Origin of the sequence: Alloscardovia theropitheci (assembly GCF_004332295.1) — a bacterium.
In the GTDB taxonomy this organism is placed as follows: domain Bacteria; phylum Actinomycetota; class Actinomycetes; order Actinomycetales; family Bifidobacteriaceae; genus Alloscardovia; species Alloscardovia theropitheci.
The window spans coordinates 103876-129719 of the sequence record NZ_RXLP01000026.1 but is presented as its reverse complement, the minus strand read 5'-3'; the positions used below and the strand labels follow the sequence as shown (position 1 = coordinate 129719).

Genomic DNA, 25844 nt, shown 5'->3' with positions numbered 1-25844 from the left:
TCGTGACTATTTCGATGTCGAAGAGGAGTCGAAAATATGAGCAATCGGAAAATTGTTGTTGCCCTAGGTGGAAATGCTATTTTATCCTCTGATCCTTCTGCTGGGGCGCAGCAGAAAGCATTAGAAGATACAGCTCGGCATTTGGTCAAGCTGGTAAAAAATGGTGATAATCTCATTATCACTCATGGTAATGGTCCACAAGTAGGCAATCTACTACTACAGCAAATCGCAGCAGATTCGAAGAAGAACCCTGCACTTCCACTGGATACGTTAGTAGCAATGACGGAAGGAAGTATTGGTTTCTGGCTTCAATCTGCTATGCAAAACGCTCTTCGTGAGAAGGGCATAGAGAAAGGAGTTGTATCGGTTGTTACTCAAGTAATCGTAGACAAAGATGATCCTGCATTTGAAAACTTGAGTAAGCCAATTGGCCCATTCTATACAGAGGAGGAAGCACGTGCAGAAAGTGAGAAAACACATGCGACCTTCAAAGAAGATGCCGGTCGAGGATGGAGAAAAGTTGTTGCTTCTCCAAAACCTGTAGATATCCAAGAAATTGATGCTATTCGTACGCTCAGTGATAATAATCAAATCGTTATCGCTGCAGGTGGAGGTGGTATACCAGTTGTTAAGGATGATCAAGGGAACCTGCATGGTGTTGAAGCGGTAATTGATAAAGATTTCGCATCGCAACGCCTTGCTGAGTTAGTAGATGCTGATCTGTTCATCGTGTTGACGGGCGTTGATTACGTCTATGTCAATTTCAATAAGCCAGATCAAGAGAAGTTGGATCGGGTTACGGTTCCACAGCTCGAAGAGTATATTGCTCAAGATCAATTTGCTCCGGGCAGTATGCTTCCAAAGGTTCAAGCTGCTATAGCTTTCGTCAACGGGCGGCCTGAAGGTAAAGCTGTTATCACTTCTCTAGAAAATCTGGGTGCACTTATTGAGTCAGACAGCGGAACAACTATAGAGAAGGGTTAAACGCTTCTCGCGTTAATAACTCATATACGTTTCAAAGGAGAAAATGATGAGTGACAAGAAGAAGGTCCTTAAGGGATTTAAGCTTCCATCGTCATACACTGTTTTGATTATCGTTATTGCGATAATGGCAGTACTGACGTGGATTATCCCAGCAGGTGCGTTTGTAGATGGCGTATATAAATCACAAGCGGCTCATCCTCAGGGATTCTGGGATGTGATTATGGCGCCGGTTCGCGCAATGCTTGGTACAAGTCCTGAAGAAGGCTCACTTGTTAAGAGCACGAGTGCTGCAATTGATGTCGCATTCTTCATTCTGATGGTGGGTGGATTCCTAGGAGTTGTCAATAAGACTGGCACTCTCGATGTGGGAATTGCCTCAATCGTTCGTAAGTTCAAGGGGCGCGAAAAGATGCTCATCCTTGTTCTGATGCCTATCTTCGCATTGGGCGGTACAACTTACGGAATGGGTGAAGAGACAATGGCATTCTACCCATTATTGATTCCAATCATGATGGCTGTAGGATTCGACACTATTACTGGTGTAGCTATTATTCTGATAGGTTCACAAATTGGATGCTTGGCATCAACGCTTAATCCATTCGCTACGGGTATTGCTTCGGCAACGGCTGGGGTAGGCGTAGGTGACGGTATTGTATTGCGTTTAATATTCTGGGTTGTTCTTACAGCAGTAAGCACATATTATGTCTATCGTTACGCAGGCAAGATTCAAAAAGATCCTACCAAGTCTATTGTGTACTCAACTCGTGCAGAAGATGAGAAGTTCTTCAGCTTGGAAGAGGCTGAAAAGATTGAGTCCAAGATGAATGGCAAGCAAAAGGCAGTATTTGTGTTCTTCGTCATTACCTTCGTCATCATGATTATGGGCTTCATTCCATGGCCAGATTTGGGAGTTCATATCTTCGATGATTTCACTGCATGGCTCACGGGTATTCCTGGCGTTGGTGCAGTTGTAGGTACAAGCTTGTCAGCATTCGGTACGTGGTACTTCCCAGAAGGAGCAATGCTCTTTATGGTCATGGGTATTCTGATTGGCATGATCTACAGGCTGAAGGAGAGCACTATCGCTTCCTCCTTCATCGCAGGTGCTGCAGACTTATTGAGCGTAGCATTGATTGTAGCTCTTGCACGCGGAGTCCAAGTAATTATGAATGATGGTATGATTACCGATACAATCTTGTACTGGGGCAAGATGGCTCTGAGTGGACTTCCTCCACAGGTATTCATCGTGCTGACATACATCTTCTATCTGCCAATGTCTATTCTCATTCCATCGTCATCTGGACTTGCAGGTGCGACAATGGGAATTATGGCTCCATTAGGTGAATTTGCAGGTGTGCATGCAAGCCTCGTAATCACTGCTTACCAGTCTGCTTCTGGTTTGCTCAACATCCTCGCCCCAACTTCTGGCATCGTAATGGGTGCTTTGGCACTTGGACGTGTCGATCTTGGAAAGTGGTGGAAGTTCGTCGGCAAGCTTGCATTGATAATCATTGCGATTACCATTCTTCTGCTGCTTCTAGGAACGTTCTTACCGTTCCTGTAGCGTGCACTTCCATTGGAAGTTAAACGAATGAACATAGCTATGATCACGCTATAATGTTTTGGCTCCTACTTTGATGAGAAGTTGGAGCCAAAACTATGTGTTTAGAGTGGATCACATTCTTTAGTTTCCACATTAGTGCGTGGGAAAATTGCATATTTTAGATGCTCTCATACTCAGTTAGTTTTATCGTCTTACGTGTAGGATAAAGGAAGAAAAATTTATAAATCTAAGGGGAAAAATGTCAGCGCTAGTACGATCAATCGGTTCTGTTTCTACCACTGCTATCGGTTTAGGCGGTATGGGGCTTTCCATTGAGAAAAGACCAAGTCGAGACATTGCTATTTCGGTTATCCATGATGCGTTGGACGCTGGGTGCCGTCATCTTGATACTGCTTGGGCGTACTACATGTCGGGTGGGCAGGAGCAGCATAATGAAATGCTTATCCGTGAAGCCTTAGAATCATGGAAGGGACCTCGAGAAGAAGTTTTTGTAGCTACGAAAGCGGGACATTTTAGAAATTTCACTGATGGTGTTCCTACTTGGGATGTTAATGGTGCTCCTGAGGCGCTGATTCGATATGGAAAGCAATCAGCTCAAGCTCTCGGCGTGGATGCCATCGATTTATTGTATTTCCATCGGCCAGATCCAAAAGTGCCATATAACGAGTCAATTGAAGGTATGAAAGCTCTCTATGATGAGGGCGTCGCTAAGAAAATTGGTATTTCTAATGCAAGCATTGAGCAAATTGATATCGCGCGTTCGATATTGGGCGATGCTCTTGTAGCTGTGCAGAATCAATTGTCTCCAATTTATACGCAGAGTCTTGATACTGTCGAATATACAAAAAAACTTGGCTTAGCATTTGTATCATGGAGCCCATTAGGCGGGTTTAGAAAACCTAAAGATGAAACTAAGTACGACGCATTTAAGCGTATTGCAGTAATGCGCGAAGTGGGCTACCAGCAAATAGTACTAGCATGGGAGCTTGCTATGGGAGAACATATGTTTGTTCTACCAGGAGCGCACAGAAGCCAGACTATTCTTGATTCGATGAAAGCAGATCAGATTACTCTTACTGAACAAGAAATTACTCAACTCAACGAAGTTCTTTAAAAACGGAAATATACAACGGTTTATTTCCATACGATACGTCACTATACATAGTGCTCATAAATGAGCGAATGATTTCGCTGTATGAAAAGCGCAGATTGGTAAAATATCAATATGACTACTGATATGAATGAAATCAATATCAATGAGCTAAGCAGTACTGACCCGACTGAAGGTGACTACGGGGAAGAAAGAATCCCGGCTGTCATTCCTATTGATATTGCTGATGGATATCGTGTATGGTATTCCACGCGTTTAGGTGGATATTCTGATGCGCAGTTTGGTTATGCGAACATGAGTAATAGGCAAGAAGATAATGCTGAGCGCGTTCGACGTAATCGTCAAGCATTGGATAAGGTCATTGGTGCGCCAGTGCGTACGGTTCATCAGGTTCATTCTCAAGAAGTTGTATTTACAGATGAAGTTGATGATGACGAGTATCTTAGCGAACTTGAAGCAGATGGTATGGTCAGTACACAAGGTCAAGCATTAGGCGTCTTTGGTGCTGATTGTTTGCCAGTGCTGTTAGTAGATCCGGTTGCAGGAATTACGGCTGCGGCTCATTGCGGGCGCAGGGGGCTGATGAATGACATTATCGGTCAGACGGTAGCGGCAATGGAATTCAAAGGTGCACAGCGCTCGCGAATTAAGGTAACTCTTGGCCCTTGCATCTGTGGTGAATGCTACGAAGTGGGTACAGATATTGCTATGGAATTCGATAAGCAATTTCCGGGGACAGCAACGATTACTCGATTCGGCGGCGCTGGAATTGATTTGGAGAAGGCTGCATTGATTGCGCTAGATAGAGCAGGAATCGTATCAGATAATCTGGTTGATTCGTTGCCTCGTGTAGCAGCTGCCACTGAATATCTGGCTCCTGATCAAGAATTGGCTCAATTGTGCGATACGGATGGAGAAGGGGCAAGCATTACTGAGCGTTTTGATGCTCTGAAAAATATGCTATGCACGTTAGAAAATCCTCTGTGGCATTCATATAGGCGTGCAACTTTAGCTGGGAAAACGCATTCGGGGCGTCATCTGGCATGCGTGAGTACATTTTCCGGTGAGGAATTGTAATGGATAATTATCGTGTTGTTATTTGTGGTTTTGACCAGTATGAAGGCGTAGAAAAAAATCCGTCTCGGTTGGTTACAGAAATAATTACTGATGAAGGCATCGCTTTTGAAGGTGCCTCAGTATCAGTTACGTCAGTTTTGCTACCACTGAGCTTCGCTCACGCATGGCCGACGTTGCAACAAACTCTTGATGCTGTAGAACCACATGTTATCTTAGCTACAGGGCTCAAAACTCATGCTCGTACCATTGCACTGGAAAGATGCGCTACGAATATTATCGATGCTTCACGTCCGGATATTGATGACGTACAGCCAAAAGATATTCGCATTAATGAGAATGGTCCTGCCGCGTACTGGACCGGATTACCGTTACGAGATATTAGTAAAGTTCTTGCTAAAAATGATATTCCTGTGACTTTCAGCTCTGATGCAGGTACTTTCGTATGTAATTCAATTTTCTATGAGTTGCTAGAATGGACGTCCCATCATAAAGATACATATGCTGGTTTTGTATCCTTCCCGCATGTAGAGAAAGCTGTGGGATATACAAAAGGTATGAAGCTCGATATCATGGTGAATGCAGCACGTGAAATTATTACTGCAACTTTGGAATATCGAAAAAATAACCTTTAATTGCGTAAGGCAATTGTCCTGTAACTAAACCTGTAATTAATATGCGAAAAAATGGGGTTACATGTGTATTGTGTATTCCCGAATGTGTACCCTTAACTAAGGGTTAGAAATTAATGTAGTGGAGTGAAGATGGCTGATAATTTCCCAATAGTTTTACGCGGATATGATAAGGAACGCGTCGATGATGCTTTCATGCGTGCTCAAGAAAATACCGCACGTTTGCGCGAACAAATTAAGATTTACGATGCGAGAATTCTCGAACTTGATGCTCAACTTCAGGAAGAAAAAGAGAAGAACAGTGGGCAACAGCAAAATTCGTTTACAGCTTTGGGCGCAAATGCTCAACAGCTTCTTGCTTCGGCAGAACAAACTAGTCGAGAATTACTAGCCCGAGCTAAACAAGATGCTCAAACTATTCGCGATAATGCGAATAATGAAGCTCAAACCTTGTTGAACAATGCGAAGCTTGACGCTGATGCAATGCGAAATAATGCGCAGAGCGAATCCGCTTCTATGCTTTCTCAAGCGCAGGAGCAGGCTGATAAATTACGTGCAACTGCACAAAACGAAAGTAATCAGCTGGTAGCAACGGCTAAACGAGAAAGTGAAGATCAGCGACGTACATTGGACATTGAGCTCAATGCAAAGAGTGAAGAGCACATTAAACAGCTTAATGTGCAACGCTCCGAGCAAGATTCGCAAATTGCCCAAGCGAAAGCTCAAGCTGCAGAGGAAATCGCCCAGCAACGTAAAGAGGCTGATGATGAAATTGCAGCAAAGAAGAGTGAAGCAAACGATCAGATTCAGAAAGCTCTCGACTCTGCTAACCAAAAGTTGGCGGATGTGCGTGAACAAGTGAGCAAGCTCCTTTCTGATGCAAAGCGACAAGCTGATGAAATCACAGATGCTGCTCGTGCTCAGGCTCGTCAAATTACCGATGCAGCTGATGTTGAACGTGCCCAGACCTTGGCAAAGGTCGCTCAGGAGGCAGAACAAGTTCGTCAGGATATCTCAGCAAATCAACAGGATGCGAATACTAAGGTTGAAGCAATGCTTGCTGATTTGGCACAGCGACGCAATACGGTGGAAGAAGAATCTACTCAATTGCTCGATGATGCGAAAGCTGTGCGTAAGGAAGCCGACGAGTATGCTCAGCAGACTCGCCAGAAGGCTCAGGATGAAGCTGATCAGATTATTGAAGAAGCTAAGAAGCAGGCGCAGCAGGTTGTTAGCGATCACCGTGCAGCAGCTCAAGATGAAATTGACGGTTTGCAAAATAGAATTGCAGTTCTTCAAGAACGTGAAGCGTCCATTACATCGCGAGTTGATGAGCTTCGTTCTATCTTCTCCAATGCTTTTGGTGCTTCATTATTTGACGCTCCAGCTTCTCGTCCTCAAGATAATGCTCAAGAGAATACTCAAGATAATCAAGAAGAACAAGAAGATACGGTTGAATCTGAAGATACGCAATCAGAAGATGCATCATCCCAACAAACAGATAACGATTCTCCTGAAGAAGCTACCTCTGAGGAATAATGCACTCACATATCGCACGATGACATTCTCATGAATGAGAATAATGCGAGAATAATTATTGCCTAGAACAGCAGATGATACTGATAAGAGAATTTTAAGAAAATAACATTAACCGCGCGGTGTTCACACTACGCGGTTTAATTATAAGTAAATATCAATCAACTCAAGGAAGGGACACCTATGTCTTTTGAACCATTGAGTGCACAGACTTTGAACGGTTTGCGCGCAAACTTCGACAGTCGTGAAGCTAATCGTATTGCTATGAACGCAGTAACTACTTCAGGCATCGATGCTGTAGCTAAGAATTTTGATCGTGCTCGCTATTTGCAGCGTCGTTTTAGCACGGTTATCGATAATGGTGATGCTACAAGTCAGAAACGCTCTGGCCGTTGCTGGTTGTTTAGCTCGTTAAACGTAGCTCGCTTCGTAGCAAAGCGCGAAATGAACTTGAAGAATAAGGACTTCGAATTCAGCCAGTCTTACGCTATGTATTTTGACAAGCTTGAGCGTGCAAACTACTTCATGCAAGATATGCAAGCATTGATTGCAGCTGGCGAACCATCCGATTCTCGTTTGGTTCAGTTCCTTCTCCATGATTTGATGGGTGATGGCGGTCAGTGGACTATGGCTATGAATATTTATACCAAGTATGGTGCAGTTCCAAAGGACTTCTTCCCAGAAACAGCATCAAGCCAAAACACTGGTGAAATGAATACCCAACTGCGTTCAGCGTTGCGTCAAGCAGTTGCTCACATGTATGCGCATCCTGAAAATGCACAGGAAATTGCTCAGAATGCGGTAGAAGAAGCGCATCGTATTTTGACAATTCACTTGGGAACTCCTCCAACCTCATTCGAGTGGGAATACACAGATAAGGATGATAATTTCCACCGTGTAGGTGAAATTACTCCAGTTGAATTCTGGCATAAGTATGTAACCGCTGGCTTGGAAGATTATGTATGCCTCGTAGACGATCCTCGTTCTGAACATCCTAAGGGAAAGATGATTGGTATCGAGCATTTGGGCAACGTTGCAGGTGGTACTCCAACTGCATACCTTAATGTAGATACTGACTTCATGAAGAAGTGCGTTCGTACTATCCTCGAAGAACAGGGTATACCTGTATGGTTTGGTGCTGACTGCCACCCAATGATGGATCGCAAAGATGGGGCATGGGCAACAGATCTTTTCGAATACGGTCGAGTTTATGACATCAATTTTGATTTAAATAAGGAAGATCGCGTTCGTTTTGCTGATTCTGCTATGAATCATGCAATGGCGTTTGCAGGTGTAGATGCTGATGGCGAAACCACGAACCGCTGGCGTGTAGAGAACTCGTGGGGAACTGATATCGCAGATAAAGGCTTCTTTACCATGGATGATCCTTGGTTTGACGAGTTCGTTTATGAAGTGGCAGTGCCAAAGTCAATGTTGCCAGCTGAGTATCAGGCAGCTCTTGAAGAAGAGCCAATTATGCTTCCAGCTTGGGATCCAATGGGCGCTCTTGCCTAAGTCTTGCATAGGACTAGCGTAAACCTAGCGTAAGTAGTGCGTAAGCCTAGCGTGTAAAGACTAGCGCGTAAAACAACCGTTAGTGTTTAGCAAAAGCGCTTAAGACATACAGTTAAGAACTCTGCCTAATTCAATGAAAATAAGACATCATTTGAGTTAAGCAGAGTTCTTCGGCATAATGGGGAGCATGATGAATCAGATGCGAGGACCTCTTGAGGGGAAAAATAACATAGAGCTAGGGCATGAGGCTGTTCTACCTGAAACAGTAGATGTTAATATTCGTCAGCTTGACCCAATTCCAGCGCCTCGATCTTTTATTAATGAGATTCCACTTGGAAGGCATCTGGTTAAGCGAGTGCAAGAATCACGCGCAGCTATTCGTGATATTTTGCATGGGCGAGATGATCGACTTGTAGTTATAGTCGGCCCGTGTTCTATTCATGATCCACAAGCGGCACGAGACTATGCTCAGCGTCTTTATAGTGTGGCGAAAGAGCTTGAAGACGATATTCTCGTAGTGATGCGCGTGTATTTTGAGAAACCACGCACGACTATTGGATGGAAGGGTCTTATTAATGACCCGGACCTCAATGGGACATTTAATATTCGTAAAGGTATGTGGCTCGCACGAAAGATCTTGGTGGATACAGTAGAAATTGGATTGCCCACTGCTACAGAATTTCTTGACCCAATTACGCCGCAGTATATTTCTGATGCGATTAGTTGGGGTGCGATTGGTGCGCGTAATACTGAGAGCCAGGTGCATCGTCAGTTAGCGTCTGGTCTATCTATGCCGGTTGGATTTAAAAATTCAACAGACGGAAATGTTAAAGTCGCAGCCGATTCATGCTATACAGCATCGCATGAGCATCATTTCTTATCAATTAATGTAGATGGTGCAGTAATTTCTGCAGAAACATTAGGAAATCCGGATTGTCATGTCATTTTGCGTGGTTCTATACATGGTCCAAATTATGACGCTCAATCTGTCGCAGATGCTCTTGAATATTTGCAAGAATCGAATGCTCCTGATGCTGCTTCTCGAGGGCTAATTATTGATGCAGCACATGGCAATAGTGGTAAGAATGAAGTGAAGCAAGCTCGTGTTGTTGAAGAAATTGCAGAGCGTATCCGATTAGGTGAACAGGGTATTTCTGGAATCATGATGGAGAGCTTCATTGAGTCAGGTAATCAATCGCCAGCTCCTTTGAACGAACTTGTCTATGGAAAGTCGATTACCGATCGTTGTATTTCGTGGGAGCGTACGAATGAACTTCTTCATAAGCTTAGTGGAGCAGTGCGTGAAAGGCGTACGCTAAACTAGCATCATGGCCGAAGTTAATCCGTCATCTCAGCATATGAATCCTTCAGCAAGTGAGTTAGAGCGCGATGCGCATGACGCGGCAATTCGTCGCGAATATTTGCATACGCAAATTGAGAAAAACCACGATAAAAATCCGCTAAACCTTACATCCGTTTCGCGGTGGGAAGATGAAGTTGGGTTGGCTCCAATTATTAATCGACGTGTACTTGAGCTCGACCCTCTTCCGTCTCCTGCTGCAGTATTACAAAGTCTTCCACTTAATGATCAGGCACGTAAACTTATCGTAGAATCTCGCGAGGAAATTCGAGCTGTGCTCAGTGGTGAGGATGATCGCTTACTTGTTATTGTAGGACCGTGTTCCATCCACGATCCTCAAGCTGCACTAGACTATGCGCAACGTTTAGGACGTGTACGCAAGGAATTAGAGGAGAACCTGCTTATAGTGATGCGCGTGTATTTTGAGAAGCCGCGTACGACCATTGGGTGGAAGGGTCTTATTAATGATCCTGATGTGGACGGCACACATAAGATCAACAAAGGGCTTTTGCTCGCACGACAGATTCTGCTAGATGTACTTAGCCAGGATATTGCTGCGGCCACAGAGTTTCTCGAGCCAACATCACCGCAGTATATTTCTGATGCGATTAGTTGGGGTGCGATTGGTGCGCGAAATACTGAGAGTCAGGTGCATCGTCAGTTAGCGTCTGGTCTATCTATGCCGGTCGGTTTCAAAAATGCTACTGATGGTTCGGTCTCAGTAGCAGTGGATAGCGTAATTACCGCTATGCAGGAACATACCTTCTTTGGAATTGATCATCAAGGGCGAGCCGCGGCCGTTGAAACGCTGGGCAATCCTGATTGTCATGTCATTTTACGCGGTTCTATACATGGTCCAAATTATGATGCGCAATCAGTTGAGCAAGCTCTTAAAATAACGCATGAGAAAATTGACCATGAGTGTATTGCTACACATGGTGTGGTAATTGATGCGTCTCATGGTAATTCTGGAAAAGATGAGGTACAGCAGGTGCGAGTCGTCAGAAATATAGCACAGCGTGTAGCTGAGGACGAGCCGGGCATTTCAGGAATTATGATTGAAAGCTTTATAAAAGGTGGAAATCAAGAGGCTGCGCCTTTGTCTCAACTCGAATACGGCAAATCGATTACTGATAAATGTATTTCGTGGGACGACACTCATGCATTGCTTCATGAATTATCAGATGCTGTACAAAAACGTCGTGATACTCACACATTGAGATCATAAACAGTAAAGGAAGATAGATATGACACGTACAATTGCAGTCATCGGAGCTATGGATGTTGAAGTCGAATTAATTTCGCAATCCTTGACTCGCATATCACAGAGTAAAAGCGCGGGTGTAACTATTTTTGATGGGTATTTGGGTGCTTCGACAGATGAGATACATGTTGTTGCTACAGTAGCGGGCATGGGAACGGTTAATGCTGCTGCTACAACACAACATTTGATTGACCAATATCATCCAGAATGCGTTATATTCTCTGGAATTGCTGGAAATCTTACTGATAGCTTACGCATTAATGATGTTGTGCTCGGAAAGACCTTGGTGTATCTTGATACGGATATGCGCATGATATCGCAATCCGCACCATTTACCGATGAATACCATAGCGATGAGAAGCTTATCGAAATCGCACATGCGGTCCTTGATGATATGAATATTAAGCATCTTGCTGGCAAAATCGCAACGGGAAATACCTTTGTTGAAGGTGAGAAGGCCCAGGCTGTTAAACAACTAACAAATGCCGATGCTGTTGAGATGGAAGGTGCAGCAGTTGCTCATGTTGCAGCACGAAATGATGTACCAGTTTTGGTGATACGTGCGCTTAGTGATGATGCGGATACTGAGTATGAAACATTCCGTGAATTTGACGTTAGTGTTTATGCTGATACTGCTGCAAAAATTGTACTCGCAATTGCTCAGAAATTAGTGTAAATAGCGAGGTTGAATAATAAAAAGAAATTGTAAGCCACGCGGGGTGTAGACAAAATCTATACCCCGCTGTATATTTGTCTACGTAAACCACAGACCGTTGGTTGGAGTAATCCAGTAAAGCGTGAAAGCGCCATCGCAGGTTGAGATAGAAGCTTTAGATAAGTGTGTGCTCTGCCTGCGCAGGGCTTTTTTATTTTGCTTCTATGGAACTTCGACGAAGCGGTTCCATAGGAAGGAATGCCAATGAGAAGGCCAGAAAAGGCAGAGGCAATCGCTCAGCTGACTGAGAAGTTCAACGAAGCTGATGCTGTGTTCCTCACCGAGTATCGTGGCCTTAGCGTTCCACAGATTTCTGATCTGCGCGAAAAGCTTGGCACCGATACAACCTACAATGTGGCGAAGAATACGCTTGCTCGTATTGCAGCAAAGGAAGCTGGCATCGAGGGTCTCGATGAGATGCTTTCCGGTCCTACCGCAATCACCTTCGTTAAGGGTGACTTCGTAGAGGCTGCAAAGGTATTGCGTGACTTCACCGCAGCAAATAAGCAGCTCGTTATTAAGGGCGGCTTTGCTGATGGCTCTATCTATGATGCTGCAGGCGTAAATACTCTTGCAGACCTCGAGCCACGCGAAGTACTCCTTGCCAAGGCAGCTGGTGCACTCAAGGGCACCATGGCCAAGGCAGCATTTGCATTCGCAGCATTGCCTACCAAGGCAGTTCGCACTATCGATGCATTGCGCGAAAAGCAGGAGAAGGCTGCATAGTTATTACGTTAGTTCACTAACGATAACTGTTTAAGAATAAAGATTTCGGCACTCGATTACTTACGTAGGGTGCCACAACGAAAGGAAGCCATTATGGCAAAGCTCTCCGCTGATGAGCTCCTCGAAGCTTTCAAGGAAATGACCCTCGTAGAGCTCTCTGACTTCGTAAAGAAGTTCGAAGATGAGTTCGATGTTGAAGCTGCTGCTCCAGCTGCTGTTGCAGTTGCTGCTCCAGCCGCAGGCGCTGCTGCTGCTGAAGAAGAGAAGGATGAGTTCGACGTAATCCTCACCGCAGCTGGCGACAAGAAGATCCAGGTTATCAAGGCTGTTCGCGCTCTTACTAACCTCGGTCTCGCAGAAGCAAAGGCACTCGTAGACGGCGCTCCAAAGCCAGTTCTCGAAGGTGCAAACAAGGAAGATGCAGAGAAGGCAAAGGCAGACCTCGAAGCTGCTGGCGCATCTGTAGAACTCAAGTAGTTTCTTCCTTACTGTTTAAAATCAGGTTTACATTAGTCCTGTCGCATCGCGCGACAGGACTTTTCTTTTTAGCACGATCAGTTATCAAAATTCTGTGTTATAGAGAAAATGGGGCCTATAGGCAGAAAATGAGAATTTGATTCACGTGAACTAATGTTATGATATTTTGCGCATAGTGGTACACCTCAGCCCGCAACTCCTTCTTTGTAATCTTCTAAGATGACTCATTGTGCACAAGATAATAGGTTAACGACCCAGTATTTTTCTGTGCGGATACAATAAGATTCATGTTCGTGATACCTGCAATTTTCCATCATCATGGCTATTTTTGTACAAAATGTTGATTTTTATAGTGTTTTGGTCGAGATTGGACAAGGTGAAAGTACAATGAAAACAGTATGTCTTATTGCGAGGCAATGACGAGTGAAGGAAGCTATCGTGACAGATTCTGCAGTCAAAGATGTGACATGGGTTATTTCTATAAATGGATTAACCAAAGAAGTCCATGCTCCAGCACAGGTATATATTGGACGAAAGCCATTGCGCCCTGTGGAAGTTCCCGCAGAAGCAATTCGTTTCGACATTCCTGATACTACGAAATCGATGTCAAAAAATCATGCAAAGCTCACTATCAATGAAGAGGGCGATGCTATTCTTGCAGATTTGAATTCTACAAACGGAACGTATATTCGAAACTCAACCGATGTACTTCTTCGTGTGCCTGCAGAAAATCCTTTTACGATTGTCGATGGATTTATCGATGGCCAGTTTGGTGATGTTATTTATGAGATTCGGTTGAGAGATGAGTCATCGCACAATGGTGATGACACTGATGAAACACGTGTACCAAATCTTTTTGAAATGCAAGGTCAGCAAGATGACGTGTCAGCGCGTTCTATGTCAGTCGACGACATTCTTGATTTACGTGCGGGTGAACCAACGAGCATGTTTGCTCTTCAAAAGCCAACTCGTGCAGTTGTAGAGGATCTGCAAGAGCCTGCAGCTCATGAAGAGGATATTCCTGAGAAGAGCATACCTGAAAAGGCCGTAGGCGAACAAGTAGAGGAAGTTTCTGATTCATCCATTCTGATTGTTAATGACGAGGATGAAAAAGAAAGCATTGATGTCACGCAGCTTCAAGAAACCACGGGTGACGAACAAGCAGAATATGAGCATACTGATTCCGCTGTTACACCACAGGTTGTCATCAATGAGGATTCAGGATTTATGCCAGCATATGAAGCAGGTTCTGTTTTCGATCGGTTATCACGTGGTGAGTTTGATCATCACGACAGTGTCGTAGAAGCTGGCGGTCATACAAGTATTGAAGCTAAGACAACGCAAGATTTTAATATTCAATTTGAGATTGCTCAAATACCGCAGTTACTCCCATTCTTGAGTTTGAACCCATTCTTGTATGACGATATGTATGCGTGGTTATTAGCGCAAAATAATGAACAGATTAATACGGCTTTGGAATCGAATGAGGGATATAAGACGTGGAAAGCGAGCGCAGAGTAATGAGTAAAGAAAGCGCACAAAACCTTGATACATTAAGGGCGTGGTATCGAGATTATCGGGCAAATCATGGCAAAGTTCCTGTAGAAGATATCAACCAATTATCAGCTAGGCTTGAGCTAAATTATGCACATCCGTCTGGAATTGCTCAACTATTTTCCACAGGTCGTGCCCATTTAGACTCTCTGTATCGCGATAATGGCATGCTAAAAGCTACTGAGCGAAAACTATCGCGTGTACTCGATGACAAGGCGAATAAAGAGCATAATGAAGGTGCTGCCCATCTATCGTTAAGTATTGGATCTGCGACATGGGCCGGTCATAATCTGCCAATTTTGCTGTATCCAGTTCGTGTTGATCAAGAAGACAATACTACGCTTGCGCATTCAATTATTCGTATAACTGGACCAGGTGAAGTTAATGAAGCATTTGTCAGTGCTTTACGTGAAGCAGGCGTTAATGTTAGTGCAAAGCAGCTAGTAGAAAATGCTGACAATGATGGAATTAACATTGATAGCGATGCTGTGTTTGCGAATGTAAAAAAATATGTGGGTACACATATCGAAAAATTCGCTATCGATAAGACTATGATTATCGGTTGCTTTATTCGTTCTTCAACACTTATGCTCGCCGATGTAGACTATACTATCTCGCAACTTGAGCAAGGTCCAACGGGTAACGACTTAGTTGATGTTTTTATCGATCCAGATACAATTGGGGCGAAGCTAAAGGCACAAAAGTTACCAGAATATAAGCCTTTTGATAATGATCCACATGATGAAGTTGAAGTTGGAGACATTGATAATGTAACACGTTATGCTGCGCGAGTGGCTGCTTCGGGGACAAGCGTCTTTATGAACCTTCCTGTAGCGTATGACAGTGTGCCACATGCTGTTGCTATTGCAACTCGTGCAGCGCTTTCGGGCAAGACTGTTTTGTACACACCAGGTGTATCTGAACAAAAGCGCAATTTCTTGCTAGCGCTTCGTGATAACAAGATTAATGGTTTTGCCCTTGACTTAGCGGATGCTCATGGTGGGTCATCCATTGATAAGCAACTGATTGCAGCTGTTAGCTTTAAACCTGGATCAGCGCATGAGCGTTTTAATCAGCTTGCCGACGAACTTGTGGGTGTACGCGGACGCTTAACCAAATATTTAAGTGACCTGCATGGCAAGAATGAAAAATGGAATGTAAGCGCATACGAAACAATTGAAAATCTTGCTCGTATCTCTGCACTTCCAACTCACCCTTCTACACATGTGCGCTTGACCGCAGATATCGCTCGTTCTTTGGTCGGGCATGAAGCGCAATGGGGTGAAAAGCTCATTCGTGCTGGTGAATTAGGTGAATTCACTATTACTGCAGAAGATACTCCATGGTTTAATGCAGGACTTTATACCAAGGATGAGGCTCTTACCGCTTATCAGCGAGTAGAAAGAATGCTTGAGACCACTCTTCCAACGACCGCGAAGCATATAGCTTCTACAGCGCAAACGTGTGGTTTCCCTGTCCCGACTACTCCTCGTCAGTGGAATAAGCAAGTTCATGTATTACGCAATTTGCGAAAAGTACTTGATGTATTCCAGCCAGCAATATTTGAACGTGATATCGATTCGATGATTGAGGCAACTGCATCTAAGGAAGAGCGAAAAGAAACCAATAGTACGATGGGATTCTGGGAGCGCCGTCGTCATATGAAGGAAGCAAAGAGTTTGCTTCGTACGGGAGCACAACCAGCAAATCTTCATGATGCTCTCGTTGTAGTTCGTCAGCAAGCAGACTTGTGGCGTGAATTTGTTCCACGTGGTGGTTGGCCTGTACTTCCTCCGCGTCTTGATGAAATCATTGAGACTCAGGAGAATCTTGAACGTGACGTTACCGCCTTATCGGCAGTGCTTGAGCATACGACAATGGGCGGAGACTTAGATAATACTGCTTTTGAGATTCTTGAAAAGAATTTGCGGGCACTTTATAACGACCGCAAAGCTTTGGAGACTCTACCGGAGCGTGCAAGTCTTGAAATTGAATTTAGCAATGCTGGATTGGATGAATTGATTGCTGATTTACGCGCTCGCAAAGTTGAGCCTCATGCTGCGCCAGATGAATTAACCCTAGCATGGTGGACGACGGTATTCGAAAGTATCGTAGAATCTTCTCCGATTATTTCTAATCAAGATGGTTCTATACTATCTTCCGCAACAGAACGATTTATCCATGTTGATAAGCAGCATATCAGCTCTATCGGTGAGCTTGTCAATGATGAGCTCATGAAGCGATTGGCCGATATCGTTTACTCTCATTCAAACGATGCGAATGCAATTCATGCTACGTTGACTCTACAACCGAGCATGCGATACAACGCAATTCGAGAGATGTATCCACAAATTGTGAAAGCAGCGAAACCAATTATAGTTGGTATGCCTGTAGCAGTTGCATCAGAAACTCGTACAGATTCCAAACTTGCTGATATAGCAATTATTGACGCATGCGCGCATATCCAGCCACTAGAACTGTTGAGTATTGTTTCACGAGTGGACACAGTAATTGTTCTAGCGCATGAAGAAACAATTTCATCGTCATCGGTTAAGACACTTATCAGCGTCTTACCTCGAATTGAGGCTACAGCTCGTATTGATAAACGCGATTCCCGCTTGTCAACCTTCCTGCTGAATGCTGGATTTGGATCATTAACGCGGGGAGTTACGCCAGCTACGGTTGATAATTCGGTAACCTTTACTCATGTTCCAGCCAATGGTGTTCCTTCAGCATCTAACGGACTTGTGGAGACGAGTCGCCATGAGCTAGATCGTGTTATCAGTATTATCACTGAGCGCGCAGCACGTATGGAGAACGTGGAGCATGATTATAAGCTCACAGTTGTGTGCCTCAATGATACTCATCGCCAGCGTGTTGGAGCAGAGCTTAAGATTCTCGCTGGAAAAGATATGGCTTTGCGTTCATTCTTGCAACATGTTGCTGTGGTAACAATTAATGATGTAGCTGGAATGGATTCGACAGATGTCATCTTGACTATGGGCTATGCCAAGACGACTCACGGGCGCCTCATTCAGCAATTTGGTGTGCTCGAAAATACAGATGGTGAGGGTATGCTTCTCGATGCGCTTGCATTAGCGCATTCTAAACTTGATGTAGTATCTCCATTCACTAGTGAAGATATGGATGATGATCGTTTGCATCAGCGTGGTCCACAACTTCTCAAGAAATTCCTCTCTTGGGTAGAACATTTGAATGATTCCAGCGATATGCCACATGAGCATGTGCTTGAAGATGACATTTTGCTTAATGATTTAGCTGAGCGTATGCGATCTCGAGGCTTAAATGTAGCAGTCAATTATGGTTATGAAGACGGCCAAAAGATTCCACTCGCTGTGGGTCTTCCAAATCAGCCATATACGCTTGCGGTGTGTACCGATGATAAGCAATTTATGAGTATTGCATCCACTCGTCAACGCCATCGCTTTGCGGTAGAAGATTGGCAGGCCTTAGGCTGGTCAGTTATGTATGTGTGGTCCGTTGCTGCGTTCGTTAATCCTGAGAAGGAAGTTGACCGAATCGTGGCTTATCTAGCACGACTGAGTGAATAGCTATGAAACCATTAGGAAAAAGTACTAGGCCTCATAAACGTGTGCTCAGACAAGGAAATGAATGGTTCGACGCTGACGGGGTCAAACTCGAGCCATCTGATACATTGACTGACGATCAAAAGAGTGATGAGGATGATCAGCGTATCCTCAATGAATTACCTCCACATTTTGCGGTGTTTAATTCTAAACGCTGAACGGTTTGTCGATACGGTTTAGCTCTAATTGTTAGATACGTAGCCTCTATGAATAACGGTTCGCTCATTATCTGCCTGTTTCTTTCGACAGGGGAACGGCGATAATGGGCGAATTATTTTGTGCTGTGAGTACTTTCATAGCATCGTGTGCTGGGAGAGCAAGAGTAATAGCGGAAGTTTCTGAATTTTGAGTGTCCCATATCTGTTGAGGACGATGCTGCTGTGGTATATGAAGTACTACAGCAGAACTACTTAACGTTTCTTCAGATGTGAGAAGTGAAATAGTCTCACCGATTTTGATGGATGACGCCGAACTTGCAAGAGTTACATCAAGTGAAGTATATCCATGGGGGACAATAGGTACATCCTCTATAACAGATTGAGGAATAAACGATCCCTGAGTGAGTGTTATGGGTGATAGTTTCCCCGAAACCATGTGCACAGATGTCACCATAGCTGAGGTATCAAGAGAAGACGATACTGTTACGAGGCGAAGATCGCTATCTTTTATAATCATGCCTCGTGGAATAGTATGAGTAGTCTGCACAATATATACTTCTTCATGGCGGTGACGAAGCACTGAAAGTGTAAGGAGCATAATCATACCAAGAAATACGCAGAGAAAACTAATCAGGAGCCTGTGAGCGATTAATCTTTTACGAGCCGATGAGAAGAAATGCGTGTATATCCAGGAAGCGAAAGAACTTATGAATGGATTAGCTGGTGGATAACTATGCGCCTGTGATTTTCGAGATAGCCGTTGCTTATGCCCAGAACGGATACGATTGCTAGGAGAAGAATCGTGTCTATTCGTGTGAGTTGAGTGATTGGTAATGTTCATACCATATATTGCACGTCATGATACTGCAATGAGTAAAGTTTAAAAAACATTGTGAACGAATGTGAATACACAATTGATGTGACACAAATCTATTCGCTGTCATGAAGATGCGCTTTTGTGCGCATCGATGAACTGTCTACCTTTTATTGCGGGTATAGAAAGTTAAAATCTTGGTTATTCGTCGTTTTTAGGAACTTTTGGGTAAAAAGGGGTCACTTTTACCGTAAAAATTGGTTTCTGTAGGGCAAAGGTGGCCCGTTGTGCATAAAAGTTCGGGAATGTTTGGAGAAAAGAAAATGCGAAGTCACTGTAAAAATTGTAAGAATCGTAAGGGGAAAGAGCATGCATGTGTGCATTCTGTCGTTTGCGATTAATGTATGCTGAAGCAGGATTACAAATGAGATTACAAAATTTTAGATACGTATCTTTCTAGTGAGAAGCTCCAGAACCACTATCAGTGTGATAGAAACCAGAGCCTTTAAAAGTTACCCCAGCAACGGAATACACTTTATGAACCTGCTCTTGTTTGCATTGTGGGCATACGGTAATAGGATCATCGGAGAATGATTGCGCTAACGTGAAATCATAACCACAATTCTTGCAACGGTAGTGATATGTAGGCACTGTCCCCTCCTAAAAAAGCTAACGTGTCTATACTAGCGATGCCCTTAACATAACACAGAAATTGAAATTTGCTGTTATGCTAACTCTGTGATCGCGCAATCTGGAAATACGATTCATTCAAAAAGTAAATATTTACGCAACACGCGTGCATAAAGGGCCCTCAATTGTCAATTAATACTCTATTGTAGAAGGTATGGATATTCAGTCTCTAAGCGGAATCGTTGTTATAACGCTAGCGCTTATTATCGTCGTCGGAATTATTCCGACGAAAACCGTTAAGAGCCTGAATAATGCAACGCGACATAGCGAGGATAAGTATTCAGCATCATTGCATGTTATCGGTGAACCCGATGAACATCTTCATGGGGATGCTCAGAAAAAATCCATGTATAGCGATAAACAAGAAGCGCAGCGCTTTTCAAAAAAGAATGTTGAACGTCTGAGAAATAAACGACGTGCAGGAGTAAAACGGCGCAGAATTCTAGTCTTTTCAATGTTCATTGTGACATGCGTGGTCGCACTCGCTGCGTATTTATATAACTTTTCGTATTGGTTTACTCTTATTCCTGCATCTATCGTTATATTTCTGCTCATGGGCGGAGTAGTTCAAAGCTATCGAGTAAGGCAGTGGGAAAAGCAGTATGCTCTGTATCGCTTAAATAAGTCAAAGACAGAGCAAGAATTCTTGCAGCACGATTGGGTTACCTCGTTTAATTACAATCTCAACCATGATTTTCGAATAGGTGAAATGGATGAGGATGTAATGAGTCGCGAAATCATTTCAACCAGGCAAGTGTCTGCAGCAGTGCCTCCAAGTCATACTGTCTTAATTCCATCAAGAGATGATGAGACGATATTGAGCGAAGATACCGGTATGAAGACTATAAACCAGGTTAATGCGTAAAAGCGAGGCTTAGACACAGTGCCTCAGAGCAAGAGTTACGATCTTTCGTTTTAGACATATGACTAAACCTGTAAATTTCGTATACGGCAAGGCGGCTGCGTTTGTTTTGAAAGAAATTGCAGAAATGCGCCGATAGTAAAATCAGAGAAAACTTGCGTCTTCGGTTAGCAAGTTTTGTATGATTAGTGGTAGATTTAACGGTAAGACAATTATTTAGGGAAAGGAAAGCAATGGCAATTGCACTTACACCTTTGGAAGATAAGATTATCTTGAAGCAGGCTGCTGCTGAAACAACAACTGCTTCTGGTTTAGTAATCCCAGATAGCGCAAAGGAAAAGCCACAGCAGGGTGAAGTTCTCGCTGTTGGTCCTGGTCGTCGTAATGATGCAGGAGAGCGCATTCCTATGGATGTTAAGGTTGGAGACAAGGTTCTTTACTCTAAGTATGGCGGAACAGAAGTTTCCTACCAGGGTGAAGATTACCTCATTTTGGGAGCTCGCGATATTCTTGCTATCTTGAACTAATAAATAAGGTAAGAGTAGTGCCGGTTAGTATCATACTAGCCGGCATTTTTTGTTGGGAATTTGTGTATCTCAATGGAGAGATCAGGTGACCAGTACAAATCTTTGATGCATATAATCAATTGGTGCATTCTTGATGATATATATTCTTGCCTATAGCTAGTACTGCATAATGAATGATTCCGCTCATATGCGTAATCTTTTGGGCAAAATGGGCACCTTTTACGAACAAATACGACAAATATAACGATAAAAAAGACCCGATATACCCAAAAGCTGAAGAAGATAATGTGATTGTCAAAAAATAAATCAAGTTGTCTGTGAGAATCGTCGATCTGTTAAATAGTTCGCGAAGGTAAGGCAGAAGGAGAAGACAAAGGAGACGGTGAAGGCGAGGCAGAATCTGAAGCTGAAACCGGTTATATATGTAGAAGCCCTCAATCTGGGCGTTCGTGATGTGTGAAAAATGTGAGGTAAATGACACTAAAATTCTGGCAAAACGCCGAAGATAAAACCGTTTTAAACCTCTTTTTGGCTTAAAATCAAGCGTGTCGAAAATCTACTACATGTAGTGCAATAAAAATGTTCAATTAGCATATATAGTAGATATAGCAATTTTGAAACTACGTTAGTGGTGACTGAAATGACGTTAAAGTAGAAAGAAGAGCGTGATGACTCAGTTACATGAGGAACGCGAACTAAGCGAACCTGAGCTTGCCGCTCATGGTCAAGCAATCGGTGCAGTCGTTTACTTTTCGTCTGCTTCTGAAAATACTTCGCGATTCATTCATAGTTGCAAATTAGAGGAGCGAGGGATTAACGTGTATCGAATTCCTATGCGCCCTAAGGATCCTGAATTGAATGTAGATGAACCGTACATCCTTGTGGTTCCTACATACGGTGGTGGAGTAGCTAAGAAGGCTGTGCCTGTCCAGGTAAAGAAATTCTTGAATAATCCCGATAATCGAGCAGGAATCCGTGGAGTAATTGCTAGTGGTAATACCAATTTTGGTGAGGCTTTCTGTATGGCAGGTGACTTAGTTGCTGCAAAATGCAAAGTTCCATTTATGTATTACTTCGAACTTATGGGTACACAGACTGATCGAGAAAAGGTTACTCAAGGAGTTGTGGATTATTTCACTAAAAATCCGTTGACAAAGAATCTGCAATAAAGACGGCGATGTAAACGTCCATCAAGCACAGTTATCGGTCAAGTTCGATACAGAAACCATCAACATACAAAACCTAAACAACTATACCGAATATCTAAAAAATAGCAGAAATAACAGCAGAAACCTGAAGAGTATAAGTTCATTGAGTTGATTGATGAGTTATACCAACTATCACCACATATGAGGAGAAATATATGGCACAGGCAAACGTTTATGATGCCGCGCAGGATTATCATGCGCTTAATGCGATGCTTAATCTGTATGATGAAAATCATCAAATTCAGTTCGATAAAGATGTAGCAGCTGCTGAGCTTTTTGTAAACGGTGAAGTAGCCGAAAAGACAGTGAAGTTTGCTTCAACTGCTGAACGCTTGACGTATCTTTTTGATAATTTGTACTACAATAAAGCTGTTTTTGATGCGTATACGCCAGAATTTCTTGATGAAATTTACGCGTATGCAGATTCATTTAATTTCTCTTTCGAGACGTTCTTGGGCGCTTTCAAATTCTACTCATCGTATGCGCTAAAGACATTCGACGGAAAACAATATCTCGAGAATTTCGCTCAGCGTACTGTGGCAGTTGCTCTTGAATTAGCGGCAGGGGATGAGGCTAAGGCAAAGGAATTTGTTGAAGAAATTATCACCGGTCGTTTCCAGCCGGCAACGCCAACATTCTTGAACTTGGGTAAAGCACAGCGTGGTGAACCAGTATCATGCTTCCTTGTGCGTATTGAAGACAATATGGAGTCTATTTCTCGTGCAATCAACGCTTCGCTTCAGTTATCGAAGCGAGGTGGAGGCGTGGCTTTACTGCTGTCTAATCTTCGTGAACAAGGCGCGCCTATTAAGCATATCGAGAATCAATCTTCGGGTGTAGTACCTGTGATGAAACTTCTTGAGGATTCCTTCTCATATGCAAATCAATTGGGCGCTCGTCAGGGTGCAGGTGCTGTGTATCTTAGCGCTCATCACCCGGATATTTTGACCTTCATGGATACAAAGCGTGAAAATGCAGATGAGAAAATCCGTATTAAGACTTTGTCTTTGGGCGTGGCCATTCCTGATATTACTTTCGAATTATCGAAGAAGAAAGAGCCAATGGCACTCTTTAGCCCATATGATGTCGAGCGTGAGTATGGCAAGCCATTTGCTGATGTGCCAATTAGCGAAAATTATTACGATATGGTCAATAATCCTCGAATTAAGAAGACCTATATTAACCCTCGTGATTTCTTCCGCACAATTGCTGAAATTCAGTTCGAATCAGGATATCCATACATTCTTTTCGAAGACACTGTGAATAAGGCTAATCCGATCGAGGGTCGTATTTCTATGTCTAATTTGTGCTCGGAAATTCTTCAGGTGCAGGAGCCAAGTGTGCTCAATGAAGATTTGACTTTTGCACACGTGGGACGTGACATCTCCTGCAACTTGGGTTCACTAAATATTGCTAAGGCAATGGATAATGGCTTGGGCGAGTCTGTAGAGCGCGCTATCTATGCCCTTACTTCTGTTGCAGATCATACGAATATCGTGTCTGTTCCTTCTATTAAGCGTGGAAATGATGAAGGCCACGCGATTGGTTTGGGCCAGATGAATTTGCATGGTTTCTTGGCGCGTGAACGTATGTTCTACGGTTCAGAAGAGGCACTTGATTTTACGGACATGTACTTTATGACCGTGGCTTTCCATGCTTATAAAGCAAGCCATGATATTGCCGTCGAACGTGGCACTAAATTTAAGAGTTTCGATACGTCTGCTTATGCAAAGCCTGCAGGTCAAGGAAATTATTTCGATAAATATACTGATGGATCTCGCTCTCTGGAACCGCGCACGCAGAAGGTTAAGGAATTATTCGAACGTTTCGGCATTCATATTCCAACTGTTTCGGATTGGGAAGAATTGCGCGATGCAATTATTCGCGATGGTATTTATAACCAAAATCTGCAAGCAGTACCTCCAACTGGTTCGATTTCCTATATCAATCATTCCACAAGCTCAATTCATCCACTTGCGTCAAAGATTGAAATTCGTAAAGAGGGTAAGCTTGGGCGCGTATACTATCCAGCTCCTTATATGACCAACGATAACCTTGAGTATTACGATGATGCGTATGAAATTGGTTGGGAAAAGATTATCGATACATATGCGGAAGCTACTCAGCATGTCGATCAAGGATTGTCATTGACGTTGTTCTTCCCAGATACTGCTACAACACGTGATGTCAATCGTGCACAAATTTATGCATGGCGAAAGGGCATCAAGTCATTGTATTACATCCGTATCCGTCAGGCAGCGCTTGAAGGAACAGAAGTCGAAGGTTGCGTATCCTGCATGCTGTAGAAGTTGTAAGGAAACGTACAAACGTACAATTGTTATCAACTTGTTATCAATGTTTAAGAGAAGGAAATAATTATGGTTACTGCACCAATTTCAGTGCCTCGCAAACCGCTTAAATTAATTGACCGTGTCAGTGCAATTAATTGGAATCGTTTGGAAGACGACAAGGATCTGGAAGTTTGGGATCGTTTAACGGGTAATTTCTGGTTGCCTGAAAAGGTACCAATTTCCAATGATTTACCATCATGGAATTCTATGACCGAAGAAGAGCATACCTTAACTATGCGCGTTTTCACCGGGCTAACTCTTCTTGATACGATTCAGGGAACTGTTGGTGCTGTATCTTTGATTCCTGATGCGCTTACTCCGCACGAAGAGGCCGTATATACTAATATCTCTTTCATGGAGTCGGTGCATGCGAAGAGTTACTCATCCATTTTCTCGACTTTGGCAAGTACTAAGCAAATTGATGAGGCGTTTGCTTGGTCTGAGGAAAATGAATTCTTGCAAAAGAAGGCATCCATCGTTCTTGATTATTATGAAGGCGACGATCCATTAAAGCGTAAGGTTGCTTCAACTTTGCTTGAATCCTTCCTCTTCTACTCAGGATTCTACTTGCCGATGTACTTCTCAAGCCATGCGAAGCTAACTAATACTGCTGATGTTATCCGTTTAATTATTCGAGATGAAGCAGTGCATGGCTACTACATTGGTTATAAGTACCAAAAAGGGTTAGAGCTTGTATCTCAAGAAAAGCGCGATGAGCTTGAAGAGTATACATATGACTTGCTCAACGAATTGTACGATAACGAAGCAGAGTATACAGAATCATTGTATGCGGGCGTAGGTTTGGTAGAAGACGTCGAAAAATTCTTGCGTTACAATGCGAATAAAGCATTGATGAATTTGGGATATCCTGCACTCTTCCCAGCAGATGCGACGGACGTTAACCCAGCAATTATTGCTTCACTAAGTCCAAACGCTGATGAAAATCATGACTTCTTCTCAGGCTCAGGCTCTTCCTATGTGATGGGTAAAGCTGTAGAAACTGATGATGATGACTGGGATTTCTAGGCACAGCAAGTAAAATCCGCGCTCAAACTCGAAGTGAAAGGCCTGTGGGGATGTGCGCTGCTTAGCATAAGCATATTCTCCACAGACC

At 43.4% G+C, this 25844-nt stretch carries 22 protein-coding genes; 20 read left to right on the top strand and 2 right to left on the bottom strand.

The window, feature by feature from the left end:
• Positions 1 to 36: 36 nt before the first annotated feature.
• From arcC to EJ419_RS07045, 15 genes are all read left to right on the top strand, one after another.
• On the top strand, positions 37 to 984 hold the full coding sequence (gene arcC, locus EJ419_RS07115) for a carbamate kinase (RefSeq protein WP_131285034.1): 948 nt from the start codon (positions 37 to 39) through the stop codon (positions 982 to 984).
• A gap of 46 nt (positions 985 to 1030) precedes the next feature.
• A complete protein-coding gene (locus EJ419_RS07110; RefSeq protein WP_131285238.1) occupies positions 1031 to 2548 on the top strand; it encodes a YfcC family protein in 1518 nt (505 codons plus the stop codon).
• A gap of 238 nt (positions 2549 to 2786) precedes the next feature.
• Positions 2787 to 3662 (top strand): aldo/keto reductase, encoded by an 876-nt coding sequence (locus EJ419_RS07105; protein WP_131285032.1) that lies wholly within the window; start codon positions 2787 to 2789, stop codon positions 3660 to 3662.
• 111 nt (positions 3663 to 3773) lie between these two features.
• A complete protein-coding gene (locus EJ419_RS07100; RefSeq protein ID WP_131285030.1) occupies positions 3774 to 4736 on the top strand; it encodes a purine nucleoside phosphorylase YfiH/LACC1 family protein in 963 nt (320 codons plus the stop codon).
• Positions 4736 to 5368, top strand: a complete 633-nt coding sequence (locus tag EJ419_RS07095) for a pyroglutamyl-peptidase I (protein WP_131285028.1) — start codon at positions 4736 to 4738, stop codon at positions 5366 to 5368. Before EJ419_RS07100 ends, EJ419_RS07095 begins: the two co-directional genes overlap by 1 nt.
• A 129-nt stretch (positions 5369 to 5497) precedes the next feature.
• On the top strand, positions 5498 to 6904 hold the full coding sequence (locus EJ419_RS07090; RefSeq protein WP_205668849.1) for a cell division protein: 1407 nt from the start codon (positions 5498 to 5500) through the stop codon (positions 6902 to 6904).
• 180 nt (positions 6905 to 7084) lie between these two features.
• Positions 7085 to 8416, top strand: a complete 1332-nt coding sequence (locus EJ419_RS07085) for a C1 family peptidase (RefSeq protein ID WP_131285026.1) — start codon at positions 7085 to 7087, stop codon at positions 8414 to 8416.
• 190 nt (positions 8417 to 8606) lie between these two features.
• On the top strand, positions 8607 to 9740 hold the full coding sequence (locus tag EJ419_RS07080) for a 3-deoxy-7-phosphoheptulonate synthase (protein ID WP_131285236.1): 1134 nt from the start codon (positions 8607 to 8609) through the stop codon (positions 9738 to 9740).
• 4 nt (positions 9741 to 9744) lie between these two features.
• Positions 9745 to 11004 carry a 3-deoxy-7-phosphoheptulonate synthase gene (locus EJ419_RS07075; protein WP_240680370.1) on the top strand — a complete coding sequence of 420 codons (1260 nt, stop codon included), beginning with the start codon at positions 9745 to 9747 and terminating at the stop codon, positions 11002 to 11004.
• A gap of 19 nt (positions 11005 to 11023) precedes the next feature.
• Positions 11024 to 11716, top strand: a complete 693-nt coding sequence (mtnN, locus tag EJ419_RS07070; RefSeq protein ID WP_131285024.1) for a 5'-methylthioadenosine/S-adenosylhomocysteine nucleosidase — start codon at positions 11024 to 11026, stop codon at positions 11714 to 11716.
• A 243-nt stretch (positions 11717 to 11959) separates the two neighbouring features.
• Positions 11960 to 12481: a 50S ribosomal protein L10 gene (gene rplJ, locus EJ419_RS07065; protein ID WP_131285022.1), complete on the top strand. Its 522-nt coding sequence runs from the start codon at positions 11960 to 11962 to the stop codon at positions 12479 to 12481.
• Positions 12482 to 12574: 93 nt separating this feature from the next.
• The gene (rplL, locus tag EJ419_RS07060) at positions 12575 to 12958 is read left to right on the top strand and encodes a 50S ribosomal protein L7/L12 (protein WP_131285020.1); all 384 of its coding nucleotides are present in this window, start codon (positions 12575 to 12577) and stop codon (positions 12956 to 12958) included.
• Positions 12959 to 13396: 438 nt separating this feature from the next.
• Positions 13397 to 14479: an FHA domain-containing protein gene (locus tag EJ419_RS07055; protein WP_165496273.1), complete on the top strand. Its 1083-nt coding sequence runs from the start codon at positions 13397 to 13399 to the stop codon at positions 14477 to 14479.
• The gene (locus EJ419_RS07050; RefSeq protein WP_131285016.1) at positions 14479 to 18084 is read left to right on the top strand and encodes a helicase; all 3606 of its coding nucleotides are present in this window, start codon (positions 14479 to 14481) and stop codon (positions 18082 to 18084) included. Before EJ419_RS07055 ends, EJ419_RS07050 begins: the two co-directional genes overlap by 1 nt.
• Before the next feature lie 2 nt (positions 18085 to 18086).
• Entirely contained in the window at positions 18087 to 18278 is a 192-nt protein-coding gene (locus tag EJ419_RS07045; protein WP_131285014.1) for a BAG family molecular chaperone regulator 5, read from the top strand.
• 67 nt (positions 18279 to 18345) lie between these two features.
• On the opposite strand, the gene EJ419_RS07040 is transcribed toward EJ419_RS07045, so the two are convergent.
• Both EJ419_RS07040 and EJ419_RS07035 read right to left on the bottom strand, forming a co-directional pair.
• Positions 18346 to 18876, bottom strand: a complete 531-nt coding sequence (locus EJ419_RS07040) for an SAF domain-containing protein (RefSeq protein ID WP_165496272.1) — start codon at positions 18874 to 18876, stop codon at positions 18346 to 18348.
• A 672-nt stretch (positions 18877 to 19548) separates the two neighbouring features.
• Positions 19549 to 19743, bottom strand: coding sequence for an FmdB family zinc ribbon protein (locus EJ419_RS07035; RefSeq protein WP_131285009.1), 195 nt, complete (start codon positions 19741 to 19743; stop codon positions 19549 to 19551).
• Positions 19744 to 19936: 193 nt separating this feature from the next.
• On the opposite strand from EJ419_RS07035, the gene EJ419_RS07030 reads away from it, so the two are divergent.
• The 5 genes from EJ419_RS07030 (at position 19937) to nrdF (ending at position 25756) form a co-directional block, all read left to right on the top strand.
• A complete protein-coding gene (locus tag EJ419_RS07030; RefSeq protein ID WP_131285007.1) occupies positions 19937 to 20647 on the top strand; it encodes a hypothetical protein in 711 nt (236 codons plus the stop codon).
• Between the two features lie 230 nt (positions 20648 to 20877).
• Positions 20878 to 21171 carry a co-chaperone GroES gene (gene groES / locus EJ419_RS07025; protein WP_131285005.1) on the top strand — a complete coding sequence of 98 codons (294 nt, stop codon included), beginning with the start codon at positions 20878 to 20880 and terminating at the stop codon, positions 21169 to 21171.
• Between the two features lie 668 nt (positions 21172 to 21839).
• Positions 21840 to 22340: a class Ib ribonucleoside-diphosphate reductase assembly flavoprotein NrdI gene (gene nrdI, locus EJ419_RS07020; RefSeq protein WP_131285003.1), complete on the top strand. Its 501-nt coding sequence runs from the start codon at positions 21840 to 21842 to the stop codon at positions 22338 to 22340.
• 194 nt (positions 22341 to 22534) lie between these two features.
• Positions 22535 to 24685, top strand: a complete 2151-nt coding sequence (gene nrdE / locus EJ419_RS07015) for a class 1b ribonucleoside-diphosphate reductase subunit alpha (protein ID WP_131285001.1) — start codon at positions 22535 to 22537, stop codon at positions 24683 to 24685.
• Positions 24686 to 24757: 72 nt separating this feature from the next.
• Positions 24758 to 25756 (top strand): class 1b ribonucleoside-diphosphate reductase subunit beta, encoded by a 999-nt coding sequence (gene nrdF / locus EJ419_RS07010; protein WP_131284999.1) that lies wholly within the window; start codon positions 24758 to 24760, stop codon positions 25754 to 25756.
• Positions 25757 to 25844 lie beyond the last annotated feature (88 nt).